Origin of the sequence: Pseudohalocynthiibacter aestuariivivens, from assembly GCF_018457175.1 — a bacterium.
In the GTDB taxonomy this organism is placed as follows: Bacteria; Pseudomonadota; Alphaproteobacteria; order Rhodobacterales; family Rhodobacteraceae; genus Pseudohalocynthiibacter; species Pseudohalocynthiibacter aestuariivivens.
This window is the reverse complement of the sequence record NZ_JAGFNU010000011.1, coordinates 63,580-78,992: the sequence shown is the minus strand read 5'-3', so window position 1 is coordinate 78,992 and position 15,413 is coordinate 63,580. Positions and strand designations below refer to the sequence as shown.

General features: G+C 53.2%; 16 protein-coding genes. 10 read left to right on the top strand and 6 right to left on the bottom strand.

Annotation, left to right across the window (positions count from 1 at the left end):
• Positions 1 to 17 precede the first annotated feature (17 nt).
• Positions 18 to 584 carry a DUF2585 domain-containing protein gene (locus tag J4E70_RS15215; protein WP_213890503.1) on the bottom strand — a complete coding sequence of 189 codons (567 nt, stop codon included), beginning with the start codon at positions 582 to 584 and terminating at the stop codon, positions 18 to 20.
• Between the two features lie 156 nt (positions 585 to 740).
• Between J4E70_RS15215 and J4E70_RS15210 the strand changes: the two genes are divergently transcribed.
• Genes J4E70_RS15210 through J4E70_RS15200 form a run of 3 tightly spaced genes read left to right on the top strand, consistent with a single transcriptional unit; the run spans position 741 to position 3,547 of the window.
• Positions 741 to 1,691, top strand: coding sequence for an MBL fold metallo-hydrolase (locus tag J4E70_RS15210; protein ID WP_213890502.1), 951 nt, complete (start codon positions 741 to 743; stop codon positions 1,689 to 1,691).
• Positions 1,692 to 1,745: 54 nt separating this feature from the next.
• Positions 1,746 to 3,347, top strand: coding sequence for an FAD-dependent oxidoreductase (locus J4E70_RS15205; RefSeq protein WP_213890501.1), 1,602 nt, complete (start codon positions 1,746 to 1,748; stop codon positions 3,345 to 3,347).
• Positions 3,348 to 3,358: 11 nt separating this feature from the next.
• Entirely contained in the window at positions 3,359 to 3,547 is a 189-nt protein-coding gene (locus J4E70_RS15200) for a DUF2783 domain-containing protein (RefSeq protein WP_213890500.1), read from the top strand.
• Between the two features lie 4 nt (positions 3,548 to 3,551).
• On the opposite strand, the gene J4E70_RS15195 is transcribed toward J4E70_RS15200, so the two are convergent.
• From J4E70_RS15195 to J4E70_RS15185, 3 genes are all read right to left on the bottom strand, one after another.
• Complete coding sequence (locus J4E70_RS15195; protein ID WP_213890499.1) at positions 3,552 to 4,301, bottom strand: metallophosphoesterase; 750 nt, start codon at positions 4,299 to 4,301, stop codon at positions 3,552 to 3,554.
• A 93-nt stretch (positions 4,302 to 4,394) separates the two neighbouring features.
• Positions 4,395 to 5,990: a phosphoglycerate dehydrogenase gene (serA, locus tag J4E70_RS15190; protein ID WP_213890498.1), complete on the bottom strand. Its 1,596-nt coding sequence runs from the start codon at positions 5,988 to 5,990 to the stop codon at positions 4,395 to 4,397.
• Positions 5,991 to 6,064: 74 nt separating this feature from the next.
• Complete coding sequence (locus J4E70_RS15185; RefSeq protein WP_213890497.1) at positions 6,065 to 7,219, bottom strand: phosphoserine transaminase; 1,155 nt, start codon at positions 7,217 to 7,219, stop codon at positions 6,065 to 6,067.
• A 158-nt stretch (positions 7,220 to 7,377) separates the two neighbouring features.
• Here J4E70_RS15185 and serB point away from each other — a divergent pair, with 158 nt between their 5' ends.
• On the top strand, positions 7,378 to 8,253 hold the full coding sequence (serB, locus tag J4E70_RS15180; protein WP_213890535.1) for a phosphoserine phosphatase SerB: 876 nt from the start codon (positions 7,378 to 7,380) through the stop codon (positions 8,251 to 8,253).
• Positions 8,254 to 8,284: 31 nt separating this feature from the next.
• On the opposite strand, the gene J4E70_RS15175 is transcribed toward serB, so the two are convergent.
• Entirely contained in the window at positions 8,285 to 9,283 is a 999-nt protein-coding gene (locus tag J4E70_RS15175; protein WP_213890496.1) for an asparaginase, read from the bottom strand.
• Positions 9,284 to 9,462: 179 nt separating this feature from the next.
• Between J4E70_RS15175 and J4E70_RS15170 the strand changes: the two genes are divergently transcribed.
• The 4 genes from J4E70_RS15170 (at position 9,463) to J4E70_RS15155 (ending at position 13,288) form a co-directional block, all read left to right on the top strand.
• Positions 9,463 to 9,993 (top strand): invasion associated locus B family protein, encoded by a 531-nt coding sequence (locus tag J4E70_RS15170; RefSeq protein WP_213890495.1) that lies wholly within the window; start codon positions 9,463 to 9,465, stop codon positions 9,991 to 9,993.
• A gap of 86 nt (positions 9,994 to 10,079) precedes the next feature.
• A complete protein-coding gene (locus tag J4E70_RS15165) occupies positions 10,080 to 11,135 on the top strand; it encodes a Hint domain-containing protein (RefSeq protein ID WP_213890494.1) in 1,056 nt (351 codons plus the stop codon).
• A gap of 41 nt (positions 11,136 to 11,176) precedes the next feature.
• Positions 11,177 to 12,364, top strand: a complete 1,188-nt coding sequence (gene rlmN, locus J4E70_RS15160; protein ID WP_213890493.1) for a dual-specificity RNA methyltransferase RlmN — start codon at positions 11,177 to 11,179, stop codon at positions 12,362 to 12,364.
• Between the two features lie 3 nt (positions 12,365 to 12,367).
• Complete coding sequence (locus J4E70_RS15155) at positions 12,368 to 13,288, top strand: cation diffusion facilitator family transporter (protein WP_213890492.1); 921 nt, start codon at positions 12,368 to 12,370, stop codon at positions 13,286 to 13,288.
• Between the two features lie 3 nt (positions 13,289 to 13,291).
• Here the strand turns inward: J4E70_RS15155 and J4E70_RS15150 are convergent, their stop codons facing one another.
• Entirely contained in the window at positions 13,292 to 14,131 is an 840-nt protein-coding gene (locus J4E70_RS15150; RefSeq protein ID WP_213890491.1) for an LOG family protein, read from the bottom strand.
• 102 nt (positions 14,132 to 14,233) lie between these two features.
• Here J4E70_RS15150 and dapD point away from each other — a divergent pair, with 102 nt between their 5' ends.
• Together dapD and J4E70_RS15140 are read left to right on the top strand one after the other, a co-directional pair.
• The gene (dapD, locus tag J4E70_RS15145) at positions 14,234 to 15,061 is read left to right on the top strand and encodes a 2,3,4,5-tetrahydropyridine-2,6-dicarboxylate N-succinyltransferase (protein ID WP_213890490.1); all 828 of its coding nucleotides are present in this window, start codon (positions 14,234 to 14,236) and stop codon (positions 15,059 to 15,061) included.
• Positions 15,054 to 15,401, top strand: a complete 348-nt coding sequence (locus J4E70_RS15140) for a hypothetical protein (RefSeq protein WP_247078505.1) — start codon at positions 15,054 to 15,056, stop codon at positions 15,399 to 15,401. Before dapD ends, J4E70_RS15140 begins: the two co-directional genes overlap by 8 nt.
• Positions 15,402 to 15,413 lie beyond the last annotated feature (12 nt).

Sequence of the window (15,413 nt, the reverse complement as noted above, 5' to 3'; positions counted from 1 at the left end):
TAACGACATATCCGGTGTCAGAGCGCGCCTTGCCAATCTCTGATCACATCAAGCGGCCAGAGCAGCATAATAATATTCAGCGCGAGCCCGTCGCGGATTACAATGGCCGTCAACACCTCGAAGCCGATCACAATCGCGATGCTAAGCGAAACAGGCAGCCGCCCTGCCAGCCAGAAACCGACAAACATCGCAAGAATGTCGGCAACCGAGTTGATGACGCTGTCACCATAGTAATCAAGCGATATGGTTACTTCGCGGTACCGTTCAATCACCGCATTGGTGTTCTCCAGTATCTCCCACGCGCATTCAATCAGCGTCGCAACAACCAAACGCCATCCAATTGGTACCCGGCGCGCAACCAACCAAAGGGCGGCATAAAACAAAATTCCATGAATTATGTGGCTCGGTGTGTACCAATCCGACAGATGTTGCGAGTTCTCAGAACTCATCGTCTGCCCGTGCCAAAACTTGATATAACCACAGTCACAAATGGGCACACGGCCCATGCTCAGCAAGATAACAGCCGCCGCAAGAACGATGAAGCCCGTCAGCCAATAGGGGAATGTGCGATTGTTCCAGATCATTTGGCGACGGAATCACAGGTTGTAGACTGTGTCCATCGGTATCGTGCTAAAATGTGCGGGCGTCTGGCATCCTGTGTTGAAATCGCAATGGGAAATGGGCGGAACATTCGCCTCTAACCGATGAAACCGCTTAGAATTTTTTGAAAGGGCAACTTGATGGCCAAAGCATTCGCATCACAAGGCGATATGAGCGAGAAGAAAACCAGCTTTACTGAGGTGGGCGATGGGCTGTGGGCCTTTACCGCAGAAGGGGACCCCAATTCAGGTGTTATCATCGGTGATGACAGCGTCATGGTGATCGAAGCTCAGGCCACGCCGCGCCTTGCGAAAAAGGTGATCGAGGAGATCCGCAAAGTCACTGACAAACCGATCAGCCATCTCGTTCTGACGCACTACCACGCAGTCAGAGTTCTTGGCGCCAGCGCCTATGGCGTATCGCAGATCATCATGTCAGACGTTGCGCGATCAATGGTCGTGGAACGCGGCCAGGAAGACTGGGACAGTGAGTTTCAGCGCTTTCCGCGGCTGTTTGAAGGCCATGAATCCATTCCAGGCCTGACCTACCCCACAACAACCTTTTCAGACAGCATGACCGTCTATCTGGGCAATCGCAGGGTCGATATCATGCAATTGGGCCGCGCCCATACTGCTGGCGATGCAGTTGTCTGGGTGCCGGATGCCGAAGTGATGTTTACCGGCGATATCGTAGAATACCATTCTGCCTGCTATTGTGGTGACGGACATTTTGGTGACTGGGGGGACACGCTGGACAACATTGCATTCTTTGATCCGTCCTCAATTGCACCGGGGCGAGGGGACGCGTTGGTTGGCCGCGAGATGGTTTATGCGGCAATTGAAAGCACCCGTGACTTTGTAGAAAGCACTTATCGCCCCGCCGCTCGGGTTGCTGCGAAAGGTGGTACACTCAAAGAAGCATGGGACGCAGTTCGTGCAGAATGTGACCCTAAGTTTGCTGAATATGCGATTTATGAGCATTGCCTGCCCTTCAACGTGGCCCGCGCCTATGACGAAGCACGCGGCATAGACACCCCTCGTATCTGGACCGCACAACGCGATCTGGAAATGTGGGATGCGTTGCAAGGTTAAACACCAAACAGACGGAACTGGCAAAGAACTGGACGGCTAGAAAAGGCAAAGACGATGACCAAAATATTTGAAACACCGCTCTATCCATACACCCGTTCGCCGGATCAGGATGTATCCAGGATACGGCACCCGGTTGTTGTGATTGGGGCGGGTCCGGTCGGGCTCGCTGCTGCGATCGACCTTGCCCAACAGGATGTTCCGGTCATTGTTCTGGATGACAACGACAAGGTCAGCTTTGGATCACGGGCCATTTGTTTCGCCAAACGACCGCTCGAAATCCTTGATAGACTCGGATGTGGTGACCCGATGGTGAACAAGGGGGTCACCTGGAACACCGGCAAAGTGTTCTTTGGTAAGCGCGAAACCTATAAATTTGATCTTCAGGCCGACGCTGGCCATAAACGCCCCGCTTTCATCAACCTTCAACAGTATTACTTAGAAGAATATTTGGTAAATCGCGTTCGCGAGCTTGAAGCAGAAGGTAAACCAATCGAAATTCGTGGCCGAAACAAGGTCTCTGCAATTGCGCGGCATGATGATCAGGTGACGTTGGAAATTGATACGCCCGAGGGACCCTATAACCTCGAAGCGGAATGGCTGATTGCCTGTGATGGGGCAAATTCACCAACCCGCCGGATGTTGGGGTTCGACTTTGTTGGCCGCATTTTTGAGGATAACTTCCTGATTGCTGACGTTATCATGGAAGCAGATTTTCCGTCAGAACGCTGGTTCTGGTTTGATCCGCCGTTCAACAAAGGGCAATCAGCCCTGTTGCACAAACAGCCCGATGGTGTCTGGCGCATTGACCTGCAGCTTGGTTGGGACATCGACATAGAGCGGGAAAAACGCCCTGAAAACGTTATTCCGCGGCTGAGGGCGATGCTTGGTGAAGACGCGCGTTTTGATCTGGAATGGGTCTCTATCTACACGTTCCAGTGCCGGCGGATGGAAAATTTCCGCCATGGTCGCGTATTGTTTGCGGGCGATTCCGCGCATCAGGTCAGCCCCTTTGGTGCCCGCGGGGCAAATTCCGGTCTGCAAGACACCGATAACCTGATCTGGAAGCTGAAACTGGTGTTAGACGGTAAAGCGCCGGATACCCTGCTCGACACTTATGATGCCGAAAGGGTCTATGGCGCGGAAGAGAACATACTTAACTCTTCCCGTTCGACCGATTTCATCACACCAAAATCCGATATCAGCCGAATTTTCCGCGATGCGGTGCTTGATTTGGCCGAGCAGCACGAATTTGCCCGCCCGTTGGTTAACTCCGGCCGTTTGTCCGTACCTTGTGTCTACGATGGCTCAAGCCTGAACACCCCGGATGAAACAACATTGCCGGAAGACACCCGCCCCGGCGCACCTGCACTTGACGCACCTCTGGCAGATTTCTGGCTTCTGGATGCGCTTGGCAACCATTTTCAATTGCTCGCGATCGGGACAGATGCGCCTGATTTTCTGGATGTTGATGGTATTCGGGTCGAAACCCTGCGCGTCGCACCGGGCGAAAGTCCAACTTTTGATGACCGCTATCTTGGTGAAAAATCATCGGCAATCTACTTGATGCGGCCAGATCAACATGTTGCCGCCCGTTGGGTCGAATATGACGAGGCGGCCGTACGTAACGCCGTCCTTCGCGCAACAGCCCAGGCTTGAGGAGAGTCCTTATGTTAATCACCACCCCTAATATTCCTGACGCCGACGGCTTTTATGCGGAACTGCTTGATCTGCACGAGTCCCACACCAAGGAAGAAAGCGATGCGCTGAATGCACGGCTTGTTCTGTTGCTTGCAAATCATATCGGTGATCGCAAGGTGCTGAGCGAAGCGATCACTGCCGCGAAGCTCAAAAAATGAACTACTAAGCCTTAATAGGGTCTATTTTGATGCGACCAGCGGGTGTGATTTGCCAAACTTCACGCCCTTCAAGCACCACTGCGGAAATGGCGTCACCGTAACCAGCGCCCGTGTCGATATTTAGCCGGTTGCCATAATGTGTGACTGCCTCAACCGGGGTATGGCCATGCACAATAAGTGGGCCATGGTCAGCGGTACTATTGTGAAATTCTGCCCGAATCCAAAGCAAGTCATCTTCTGATTGCTCTGCCAGCGGCACTCCGGGACGTATGCCCGCATGGGCGAAAAACACGTCACCCCGGGCGACAAAATGCTCCAGAGACTGAAGAAACTTTACATGTGCTTCCGGAACTTTGGCCAACGCCTCCGCGAACACGTCTGCCTGTGGGCGGGCATCTGCATTTTCGATTCCATATGACATCAGCGTGGTATTCCCGCCCAAACGAGGGTGCAGCCAGCCCAATGTCGGGTTCAACAGGGGGTCTTGGTGGTTTGCGTCATGCATAAATCCGGCAAACATGCGGTCGTGGTTGCCTTTTAGCACGCGCCAGAGTTTTCCCTCTGTAATGCCATTTAGCAGATAGTTGATGACACCCCGGCTATCAGGGCCACGATCCGTCAAATCACCGATATGGATAACAGGTGCCTCAAAATCACCGATTTGCGCACGATCCTGCTCGATAAGCTGATGAATAGCTTTCAGTTTATCTAGGTAGCCGTGAATGTCGCCTATGGCGTAGGTCCGGTTTGTCATATGTCCTCCGGCCCGGCACGGGCACGAGTATGCAAAAGCAATGACGCAGCCCACAATGGGGCTGCGTCATACTCAGATAACACCTGTTCAGGTTCAGGCAACGTCAAATTCAAGCGGTTTCACAGATTTGAACAGGCCTGTATCGCAAAGCTTTTTCAACACCGGGTCGCTAATCACGTCATCAACGTAAAGCAGCGCAATCGCTTCGCCGCCAACCGCAGCACGGCCAAGCGTAAAGTTCGCGATGTTTACACCGTTCTCGCCCATGGTCTGGCCGAGTGTGCCAATGATACCCGGTACGTCATTGTTTGTGGTGTAGAGCATGTGCTGCCCGATCTCAGCATCAATATTGATGCCCTTGATCTGGATAAACCTTGGTTTTCCATCACTAAATACCGTCCCCGCGATCGAACGCTCGCGCTCGTCCGTGACAACCGTCAGCTTGATATAAGCATCAAACACACCAGATTTTTCCTGTGTGGTTTTAGACAGGGAAATTCCGCGTTCTTTTGCAATCACCGGAGCAGACACCATGTTCACATCCGGGTTCGAGGCCTTCATGATCCCTGAAATCGCTGCGCAATTCAGGGCCTCGAGGTTCATAGTAGACACCACACCATCGTAGAGGATGTTGATTGCCTTGATCGGTTCTTCCGTCATCTGACCGATGAAAGCGCCCAGATGTTCGGCCAGTTTGATCCACGGTCCCATGACCATGGCTTCTTCAGCAGTGACCGAAGGCATGTTCAGCGCATTGCTGACGGCACCCGTCAGCAGGTAGTCTGACATCTGTTCAGCAACTTGCAGCGCCACATTTTCCTGTGCTTCGGTTGTTGCAGCACCCAGATGCGGGGTGCAAACCACGTTTGGCAGGTTGAAAACCGGGCTTTCGGTTGCAGGTTCGACTGCGAACACATCCAGGGCGGCCCCGGCAACATGTCCGGACTTAAGCGCTTCTGCCAAGGCTTCTTCGTCAATCAGGCCACCACGAGCACAGTTCACGATCCGCACGCCTTTTTTCGTCTTTGCGATGTTTTCACGGCTCAGGATGTTACGGGTCTTGTCGGTCAAAGGTACGTGAAGCGTGATGAAATCAGCCCTCTCGAGCAATTCATCCAGCTCAACCTTTTTCACACCCAGTTGCGCGGCGCGTTCTTCGCTGAGGAAGGGGTCATAAGCAATGACCTTCATCTTAAGGCCAATCGCCCGGTCACAAACGATACCGCCAATATTGCCTGCGCCAATTACGCCAAGTGTTTTGCTTGTTAGCTCAACGCCCATGAATTTTGATTTTTCCCATTTTCCGGCATGGGTAGAGGCACTCGCCTCGGGAATTTGCCGGGCGACGGCCATCATCATCGAAACGGCGTGTTCTGCCGTCGTGATCGAGTTACCAAACGGTGTGTTCATCACGATCACACCTTTTTTGGACGCCGCATTCAGATCAACGTTATCGACGCCGATTCCCGCGCGGCCAATCACCTTCAGGTTTGTTGCGGCATTGATTAGCTTTTCCGTCGCCTTGGTGGCGGACCGGATAGCGAGACCATCGTATTGTCCAATCACTTCCAGCAGGCGGTCTTTGTCTTTGCCTAGGTTGGGTTCAAAATCCACATCGATCCCGCGATCACGGAAAATCTGAACGGCGGTTTCACTGAGCTTGTCAGAGACGAGTACTTTGGGGGCCATTGGGCTCTCCTGAATATTGTAAAACTTTAAAATTCGGGGTTTGCAACCTTTAAAGAGTTGCAAGTTCCTGTCGTTTAGGCCGCCTCGGACAGCGCGGCAATTTCAGCGCTGAACGCCCAGTTAAGCCACGGCAACATCGCCTCGATATCAGAGGTTTCAACCGTCGCACCGCACCAGATCCGCAAACCCGCTGGGGCATCGCGGTAAGCGCCAATGTCATAAGCCACACCTTCGCTTTCCAGCCGCTTTGCTATGGCCTTGGCAAAAGTTGCGCCGTCTTTGATACGGGTGTCTGCGAACTTCAGACAGACAGAGGTGTTAGACCGTGTTGCCGGTACTTCTGCCAGGAAATCGATCCAGTCATGATCGGCTACAAACGTCTCTATTACTGCGGAATTTGCGTCTGCGCGGGCAATCAGACCCTTTAGGCCACCAACCGATTTTGCCCAGTCAAGCGCGAACAAATAATCCTCAACGCATAGCATCGAGGGGGTGTTGATGGTTGCGCCCTGAAAGATACCTTCAATCAGTTTACCAGCTTTGGTCAGGCGGAAAATTTTAGGCAGAGGCCAGGCCGGGACGTAAGTTTCGAGCCGTTCAACCGCGCGCGGGCTAAGGATGAGCATCCCATGCGCCGCTTCACCACCAAGCACTTTCTGCCAGCTGTATGTTGTAACGTCGAGCTTGTCCCAAGGCAAATCCTGTGCAAATGCAGCCGAAGTCGCATCGCAGATTGTCAGGCCCGCACGGTCCGCCGGGATGAAATCACCGTTCGGAACACGCACGCCGGATGTGGTGCCGTTCCATGTGAAAACCACATCGCGGGTGAAGTCTGTCGTCGCGAGATCAGGGAGTTGGCCATAGTCAGCCGTGCGAATATTTGCGTTGAGTTTCAGTTGTTTAACAACATCTGTAACCCATCCGGAGCCAAAACTTTCCCACGCCAGCATTTCAACCGGACGGGCACCTAGCAAAGACCACATCGCAATTTCCATCGCGCCGGTATCGGACGCAGGCATAATGCCAATACGGTAGTCAGCCGGAATACCAAGCACTTCGCGCGTCGTTTCGATCGCAGCTTTCAGCTTGTCCTTGCCAATAGCAGCCCGGTGCGAACGGCCCAAAGGCGCGTCAGCAAGCTTGGCAGGAGTCCATGTGGGGGGTTTGGCGCAAGGGCCAGAAGAAAAACGCGGGTTAGCCGGCCGCGTTACCGGTTGTTTCGTATCCATTGATGGATATCCTCTCAGATATTCGCCCTTCGTTGGGGAAGGGTGTCCCACTGCCGGACATACGGGCGGAAACAGGCTGGCGCAAGTCACAAAAAGGCGATATTGCGCCGCTTGAGCTGCAAAAAACGACCCAAACGTCCACTATCGGAAACCTGTCTATGTTCATTGCCACTCTTCTGACCAACCCCAAAAACCCTGTGCTGGAACCTGCAACGGTCGATGCATTACGCAATGCCTGGGGCGGGGGGGATGCACAGTGGCTTTCCCCAGATGTTGCCGCAGAATTTGCCATTGCGACGGTGCCGGGAAACCGTTGGGATGTCTGGGGAGAGATGCAAAAACTGGGTATCGATCTTGTGGTTCAACCCGTTGAGAACCGTAAGAAAAAAATGCTTCTGGCGGATATGGACAGCACCATGATCCAACAGGAATGCGTGGACGAACTGGCCGCGGAAGCGGGCGTCGGCGAACGGGTGGCAGGTATAACCGCACGGGCCATGAATGGCGAACTGGATTTCGAAGATGCGTTGCGCGAACGGGTTGGTTTACTAAAGGGTTTAGACGCAAAGGTAATAGAAAAAGTTCTTGCAAACCGGATCACCTATATGCCGGGTGGCAAGGCAGTGGTTGCGACAATGAAAGCGAACGGTGCACATGCCGCTTTAGTATCTGGCGGCTTTACGGCTTTCACCGCGCGCGTTGCTGCAACGCTGGGATTCGACGAAAATCGGGCGAATACACTGCTCGTATCAGACGGAAAGCTAACCGGAGAGGTTGGGGTTCCAATTCTTGGCCGCGAAGCAAAGGTTACAGCGTTGAAAGAGATTTCAACGCGCCTTGGCCTGAACGCAGAAGATGTGATGGCCGTTGGCGATGGCGCGAACGACCTTGGAATGCTGGGGCTAGCCGGAGCAGGCGTTGCGCTCCACGCAAAACCCATTGTGGCCGCCGAATGCGACATTCGCATCAATCACGGTGACCTTACCGCACTCTTGTTTATCCAAGGCTATTCCCGTGATGAATTTGTGAACTGAATACGCCGTGTAAACGCAAAACACTTTGGCCTCAGAGCAACGCCGCCGAAGGCCGTACAGAGCCGACTTCGATACCGCGCCGATTTAACATTGGGCCATTCATCCGCTTCAATGTGGCAGGGTGATTAGGGTCTAACACACCTAATTTCGTCAGAATCGCAGCAATAGCGCATTCTGAACCACGGGTCCCACCGTCGACGATTTTGACCGCAACGCCAAGCTTCTTCTCCGGAATAATTGCGACGAAAACACCATCTGCCCCAGTTTTGATTGCGACCTTGCCATCCATTGCCCGCATCACTTCGGTGCAGGCACGGCCTTCTCCCGCAACAAGCTCTGGATAGGTGGCCATTGCTTGTACCAATTGCGCTGCCGCGCGTTCACGCACGGATGCGCCATCGGCGGAACAGGACGCAAAAAACGACATTGCCCGCGCCAGCCCGTGAACGGTTGTCGCAAAGTTCGGGGCGGAACAGCCGTCAATACCGTAGCCGGGTGTTTCCTGTCCGGTGACCTCTTCAAAGGCTTCTTTGACTGCCTTCTGTACCGGGTGGTCAGGCTCAATATATTCGGAACCCGCGTTCAGATGCTTGGCTAGCGTAAGAAAGCCTGCGTGCTTGCCCGAGCAGTTGTTGTGCAGTTGGCAGGGTTCTTCATACGCCCGTATCAACCCATTACGCGCTTCTGTATCGTCCGGCTCTTGCGGACCACAACGCAGATCACCTTCGCCAAGCCCAAGATCGGACAGCCATGCAGAAACCCTGCTTGTATGAATGAGGGCGCCCTGATGGGATGCGCAAGAAAGTGCAAGCTGTTCTGTGGTCAGCCCCGCCGCCGCCGCCGCGCCGCTTTCGATCAGGGGAAGCGCCTGCACCATCTTGCAGGAAGACCGTGGCAAGATCACCCGGTCAGGGTTGCCCCACGCCTGAACAATATCGCCAGAGGAATCGCAAATTACAGCATGACCACGGTGCGTGGATTCCAAAAAAGGGCCACGCCATACTTCTACTAAGGTTACCGGATCGGTCATTCTTGCTCCTCCCAACGGCTCCTGCGCAATTTTCCGCTAACAGGGCTTTTAAATATAAGCAGTTATGCGCTAATGTGATCGCATCGAATAGTAAACAGCCTGATGAATAAATAAGGTCCGGAAAGGGCTAATTTGGCTAGGCTCATCTGAGGCACATACAGTTGGAGACTGTGAGAACCATGAAATCACTTTTAGCACGTGGACTGGGTGGTGCGATTTTTGCACTGGCAGCGACAGGCGTCTTTGCACAGGAAACATCAGATAACCGTGTCGCAGCGAGCACCGATTGGAGCGTTTTTGTCGAAGATAACCCGACAGAATGCTGGGCCGTTTCAAGCCCGAAAGAAACCGTAAATACCAAGGACAACAGGGTGGTCGCCGTCCGGCGCAGTGAGATATTGCTTTTTGTCTCATATCGTCCGGGGTCAAACGTAAATGGTGAAGTTTCCTTTACCGGTGGCTATCCGTTTGCAGGTGGCTCAACCGTTCAGCTTCAAATTGGGGATAGCGGTTTTGAGCTTTTCACAACGGGTGAAAACGCATGGCCAGCCTCAAGTGCCGATGACGCAAAAATCATAACTGCAATGAAACGTGGTGCCCAAGCAGTCGTGACCGGGCGTTCCGCACGTGGGACGGTTACACGTGATACGTTTTCTTTGCTGGGCTTTACTGCAGCACTTGACGAAGCCGAAAATCGTTGTGGCAGTTAAGATGTATTTAGGTGTGGCATGATTAGTTTCCCTCGCATGCCAAGTTTGTGAAATATGTTCCCGACGTGTGAAGGGCGAGACTGAAAATGCCTGCACCTTTTCTTTCAGAAATCAAATATCTGGGCCCTGGTGCGCAGGATTTTGTCGAAGTGGTTCTGGATGAGGGTGCTGATTCTTCTGGTGTTCAGATCGTTATCTACAATTCGAACGGAACGATAAGGTCTATAAATGATCTTGGCTCGGTTGTCGGTACGATAGCGGGTGATGACATCTATGTTGTTGATGCCGCTATCAACAAAAATGGTGCTGTTGCACTGGTTGTTGACGGAACGGTCACATCGTTCGTTTCTTTCGCTAGGGTGGTGGATGCATCCGAAGGCCCCGCGTCTGGTAGCAGTTCAACCCAGATCGGTGAATCAAACTCACAGAATGCGTCGCTTGTTTCGATTGATGGGGTCAATTTTTCAGACCAGACCCCGCCCGACCCCGGTGTTGTCCCCTGTTTTCTGAAGGGGACCTTGATCGAAACTGACAAAGGTCTCTGCCCTATAGAAGATTTGTGCGTCGGAGATAAAGTCCTGACCGCAGAAAGTGATTTTGCGGCGATAGAATGGGTGGCGTCGCGAAAATTGGATATTCAGGGCTCACGCGACCGTCATCTGTTACCCATTCTCATCCCAAAAGGAAGCCTTGGAAAAGATACGCCTGAACGCGATCTTATTGTGTCGCCAAGTCATCGGGTTTTGCTGCGCGCACCTGTATTCAACCTGATGTTTTTCTCTTCAGATGTGCTGGTTCCGGCGCGGCATCTGGTTGGAACAAACGGAATTCGCGTTTGTACACATCTCCGTCAGCCCGAATATTTTCATATCCTGTTTGAAGAGCACGAACTTGTCTGGTCGGAAGGCGCACTGACGGAAAGCTTTCACCCAAGTGTCGCCGCCGCGTCCGGTTTTGCCAAAGAAGCGCAGGAAGAACTCCGTTCACTTTTCCCAGAGCTGTTTACAAACCCGATTTCAATTGGTCCGGTCCATTCCTATTGTCTGAAGTCTTTTGAGACACACGCAGCCCTGCATTCTTCTGACTGGCAGGGTGTCGGCAGGATTGGCGACACTGGCTATGGTGGTTCTCATCTTCTCTGAATTGGTGTAGAACGCGCGTCCGAGTCTCTGGAGAATGCGCCATGTCGGCCAATACCCCTATAACGCAGGATGTTCTGACTATCCCGCGCAAGCAACCTGAAGGTGGTAAGGCCAATCTTGTCGGCCTTACACGCGATGCGTTGCACGCTGCCTTGATTGCGGCTGGGACGCCCGACAAACAGGCCAAGATGCGGGCTGGGCAGGTTTGGCAGTGGCTCTATCAAAAGGGTGTGCGCAGCTTTGATCTGATGTCCAACCTCAGCAAAGACTACCGCGCGTTGTTGGAAGAACACTTTATTATAGAAGTCCCCGAGGTAGTAACCAAGCAAGTCAGCGAAGATGGGACTCGCAAGTATCTGGTGCAGATCGCCGGCGGACACGAAGTGGAAATCGTCTATATCCCCGAAGAAAGTCGCGGAACGCTCTGCGTGTCCTCTCAGGTTGGGTGCACTTTAACCTGCTCGTTTTGCCACACGGGTACTCAGAAACTTGTGCGAAATCTGACGGCGGCCGAAATAATCGGGCAAGTGATGGTCGCAAGGGATGATCTGGGCGAATGGCCTGAACTTGGAAAACCAAACCCGCCAGAAGCACGGTTGTTGTCCAACATCGTACTGATGGGCATGGGGGAGCCGCTTTACAACTTTGAAAACGTCCGCGACGCGATGAAAATCGCGATGGACCCCGAAGGTATATCACTTTCGCGTCGGCGCATCACATTGTCGACCTCAGGTGTCGTGCCGGAAATTGCACGTACCGCTGAAGAGATCGGCTGCCTTCTGGCAATATCCTTTCATGCCACAACCGATGAAGTGCGTGACAAGCTGGTTCCAATCAACAAACGCTGGAATCTGCAGGCCTTGCTTGACGCCCTACGCGCTTATCCCAAGGCGTCTAATTCAGAACGCATCACCTTTGAATACGTGATGCTCAAGGGAGTAAACGACAGCGACGAAGATGCGCACCGCCTGATGGAACTGATCAAGGGCATCCCGGCCAAGATCAACCTGATCCCGTTCAACGAATGGCCAGGTGCGCCGTACGAACGTTCAAGCAACAACCGTATTCGCGCCTTTGCCGATATCGTTCATAATGCTGGCTATGCCTCGCCAGTGCGTAAACCAAGGGGCGAGGATATCATGGCCGCCTGTGGACAGTTGAAATCTGCAACCGAGCGTGCGCGTAAAAGCCGCAAACAGATCGAAGCTGATGCCGGGCTTGGGAAGTGACGAATGCCGCATGACCATCACGGCCACCATGGTCACGCCCACATAGACCCTGATGCAGGTGATCGGCGTGTCGCACTGGCTGTTCTGGTCAACTTTGGTCTGGCCTTTGTTCAAATCGTCGGCGGCTTGCTGTCAGGTTCGCTCGCGCTGATCGCAGATGCGATTCATAATCTCAGCGATGCCGTGTCGCTGGTGATTGCCTTTGGTGCCCGGAAAATTGCCAGACGCCCTGCGGATAGCGACATGACCTTTGGCTATGCCCGCGTCGAAACAGTCGCTGCACTTATCAACTACACCACGCTGATCGTGATCGGGATTTATCTGATCTACGAAGGGGTGATGCGGATTTTTGATCCCGTCGGAATTGACGGCTGGATCGTTGTCATAATTGCTGCCGTTGCACTGTCAGTTGACCTTGTGACGGCAGCGCTGACGTACACAATGTCCAAGGACAGCATGAACATTCGCGCCGCCTTTTTGCATAATCTCGCGGATGCGCTGGGCTCTGTCGCGGTGATTGTCGCGGGAACGCTGATCATACTTTACGACTGGATGATCGTTGATCCGATCGTAACCCTGATGATCGCGGCCTATATCCTTTGGCATGCCGCAGTCGAAATTGGTGATGTGATCCGCGTCCTGATGCTGGGCCGTCCGCCTTCGGTCAAGATGGATGACGTGCTTAAAGCTATGAAAAATATAGACGGGGTTACAGGCGTGCATCACGTGCATCTTTGGCAATTGGAAGAAAAGAAAGCCGCCCTTCAGGCGCATGTTGTCATTGGCGAAGGACGCTGGGGTGATGCGGATGCGATCAAAACCCGCATCCGCACTGTTTTGGCCGACCTAAAGATCGACCATAGCACGCTTGAAATGGAATGTTCGCGGCATGTTTGTCTTGATACACCTGTGGTCGGCCACTAAGCCTTACTCCAGAATTGTAGGCGAATGGTTCTCTGGCCAGTTTTCAATAATATCCACGGCCTGTTGCGCCGTATCGACGAATTGAAACAGCTTTAAATCCTCTGCCGAAATTGTTCCCGCCTCGGATAGCGCCTCCCAGTTGATGATTTTACGCCAGAACGATTCACCAAACAGTAGGAAGGGTACGGCTTTCATCCGGCCAGTTTGAATCAGTGTCAGGCTTTCAAACATTTCGTCCAGCGTTCCAAATCCACCGGGGAAGACAGCAACTGCCTTGGCGCGCATCAGGAAGTGCATCTTACGAATGCCGAAGTAGTGGAAGTTGAAGCATAGACCGGGAGTCACATATTCATTGGGTGCTTGTTCATGGGGCAGTACAATGTTGAGACCAATTGAATGTCCGCCCACGTCAGCCGCCCCGCGATTTCCAGCCTCCATGACGCCAGGGCCGCCACCCGTTGCGATGACATCTTCGCGGCCACCGCTTTTTTGGGATTTTATCGTCATCAGTCGGGAAAATTCACGCGCCACGTCGTAGTATTTTGACAGATCGGCCAGTGTCTCTGTGCGCGCTGAATCTTTTTTTGAAGGTTCGGGTATGCGCGCACCGCCAAAAAGAACAATTGTGCTTTGAATGCCATGTTCATCCAGAAGCATCTCTGGCTTTAGCAGTTCCAGTTGCAACCGGACGGGCCGCAATTCGTCCCGGCAAAGAAATTCCTCATCCGCAAAAGCCAGTCGATAAGATGGCGCGCGGGTTTGTGGGGTGTCCGGAATCTCGCGGGCCGTTTTCATGTCCTCGTGAGAATGGCGAAACGGATGCCGACGGCTATCATCTTTCATATGCGCGTTCCTTATTTACTTACTGTCCTGCATTGCGCGGTTACTCTCTTTTGGTCTATAGGCTTCGCCCAACCGAGGCCATACACGAATTGGATACGCCCGATGTCGAATGAACAACTAGAGACTGCCATCGAAGCCGCCTGGGAGGCGCGTGATACTATCACTCCGTCAACGACTGGCGAAGCCCGCGAGTCGATTGAAGACACGCTGAATGCGCTCGACAGCGGTAAGCTGCGCGTGGCGGAACGCCGTGAAAACGGGGACTGGCACGTCAACCAATGGGCAAAGAAAGCAGTGCTTCTTGGGTTTCGCATAAAGGATATGGAGCCACACGCAGGCGGGCCGCAAGGTTCCGGCTGGTGGGATAAGGTTGATAGTAAATTCAACGGCTGGGGTGAAAACCAGTGGCGTGCTGCAGGCTTTCGCGCAGTGCCCGGCAGTATCGCCCGCAAATCCGCATTTATCGCGCCCGGTGTGGTCTTGATGCCATCGTTCGTGAACCTTGGAGCCTATGTCGATGAAGGTACAATGGTTGACACATGGGCCAGCGTCGGAAGCTGCGCACAGATCGGCAAGAACGTGCATCTTTCTGGCGGTGTTGGCATTGGCGGCGTTCTTGAGCCGATGCAGGCAGGACCGACGATTATTGAGGATAACTGTTTCATTGGCGCGCGTTCCGAGGTTGTGGAAGGCTGTATCGTTCGCGAAGGTTCTGTTCTAGGGATGGGCGTTTACATTGGCCAGTCCACCAAGATCGTCGACCGTGAAACTGGCGCCGTAACTTATGGTGAAGTTCCTGCCGGCTCTGTCGTTGTTTCGGGGTCGATGCCGTCAAAGAATGGCGTCAACCTATACTGTGTTGTTATCGTGAAAAAGGTAGACGCACAGACGCGGTCAAAAACCTCTATTAATGAGTTACTTCGTGACTGAGAAAGTAGCTGATAAGCCTAAGAAAAAATCTCGCCAGCAGGTCTATACCCTGCTGGTCGAGGTCGGCCGTTCTACGGGTGACGGGTTACCCAAAACCGCAACAGGTGCGGCGTTGATGATCTATGCGTCGGGCGTTGATGAAGCAGAGGCCGTGCGTGAAACTGTCGCGATCCTCAAGCAGGCAGAGATGGCACCACTGGATGTTTCCGGGTACGGCACACTTGAGGAACGGCTTGCTGAAGGTCACGATATCGGGGACGAGGAAAAAGACCTGATGAACCGTGCGCTTATTGAAAACTCTGTAATCGTTGCGCAGATGACACCGTTCTATGATACCTGATCGGCAGGCCCA

Coding starts and splice junctions, on each gene's coding strand:
- J4E70_RS15170 (WP_213890495.1), top strand. CDS start 9,463: ATGAAATCACTTTTAGCACGTGGACTGGGTGGTGCGATTTTTGCACTG.
- J4E70_RS15185 (WP_213890497.1), bottom strand. CDS start 7,219: ATGGATACGAAACAACCGGTAACGCGGCCGGCTAACCCGCGTTTTTCT.
- J4E70_RS15210 (WP_213890502.1), top strand. CDS start 741: ATGGCCAAAGCATTCGCATCACAAGGCGATATGAGCGAGAAGAAAACC.
- serA (WP_213890498.1), bottom strand. CDS start 5,990: ATGGCCCCCAAAGTACTCGTCTCTGACAAGCTCAGTGAAACCGCCGTT.
- J4E70_RS15155 (WP_213890492.1), top strand. CDS start 12,368: ATGCCGCATGACCATCACGGCCACCATGGTCACGCCCACATAGACCCT.
- J4E70_RS15150 (WP_213890491.1), bottom strand. CDS start 14,131: ATGAAAGATGATAGCCGTCGGCATCCGTTTCGCCATTCTCACGAGGAC.
- J4E70_RS15175 (WP_213890496.1), bottom strand. CDS start 9,283: ATGACCGATCCGGTAACCTTAGTAGAAGTATGGCGTGGCCCTTTTTTG.
- serB (WP_213890535.1), top strand. CDS start 7,378: ATGTTCATTGCCACTCTTCTGACCAACCCCAAAAACCCTGTGCTGGAA.
- J4E70_RS15205 (WP_213890501.1), top strand. CDS start 1,746: ATGACCAAAATATTTGAAACACCGCTCTATCCATACACCCGTTCGCCG.
- J4E70_RS15195 (WP_213890499.1), bottom strand. CDS start 4,301: ATGACAAACCGGACCTACGCCATAGGCGACATTCACGGCTACCTAGAT.
- rlmN (WP_213890493.1), top strand. CDS start 11,177: ATGTCGGCCAATACCCCTATAACGCAGGATGTTCTGACTATCCCGCGC.
- J4E70_RS15200 (WP_213890500.1), top strand. CDS start 3,359: ATGTTAATCACCACCCCTAATATTCCTGACGCCGACGGCTTTTATGCG.
- dapD (WP_213890490.1), top strand. CDS start 14,234: ATGTCGAATGAACAACTAGAGACTGCCATCGAAGCCGCCTGGGAGGCG.
- J4E70_RS15215 (WP_213890503.1), bottom strand. CDS start 584: ATGATCTGGAACAATCGCACATTCCCCTATTGGCTGACGGGCTTCATC.
- J4E70_RS15165 (WP_213890494.1), top strand. CDS start 10,080: ATGCCTGCACCTTTTCTTTCAGAAATCAAATATCTGGGCCCTGGTGCG.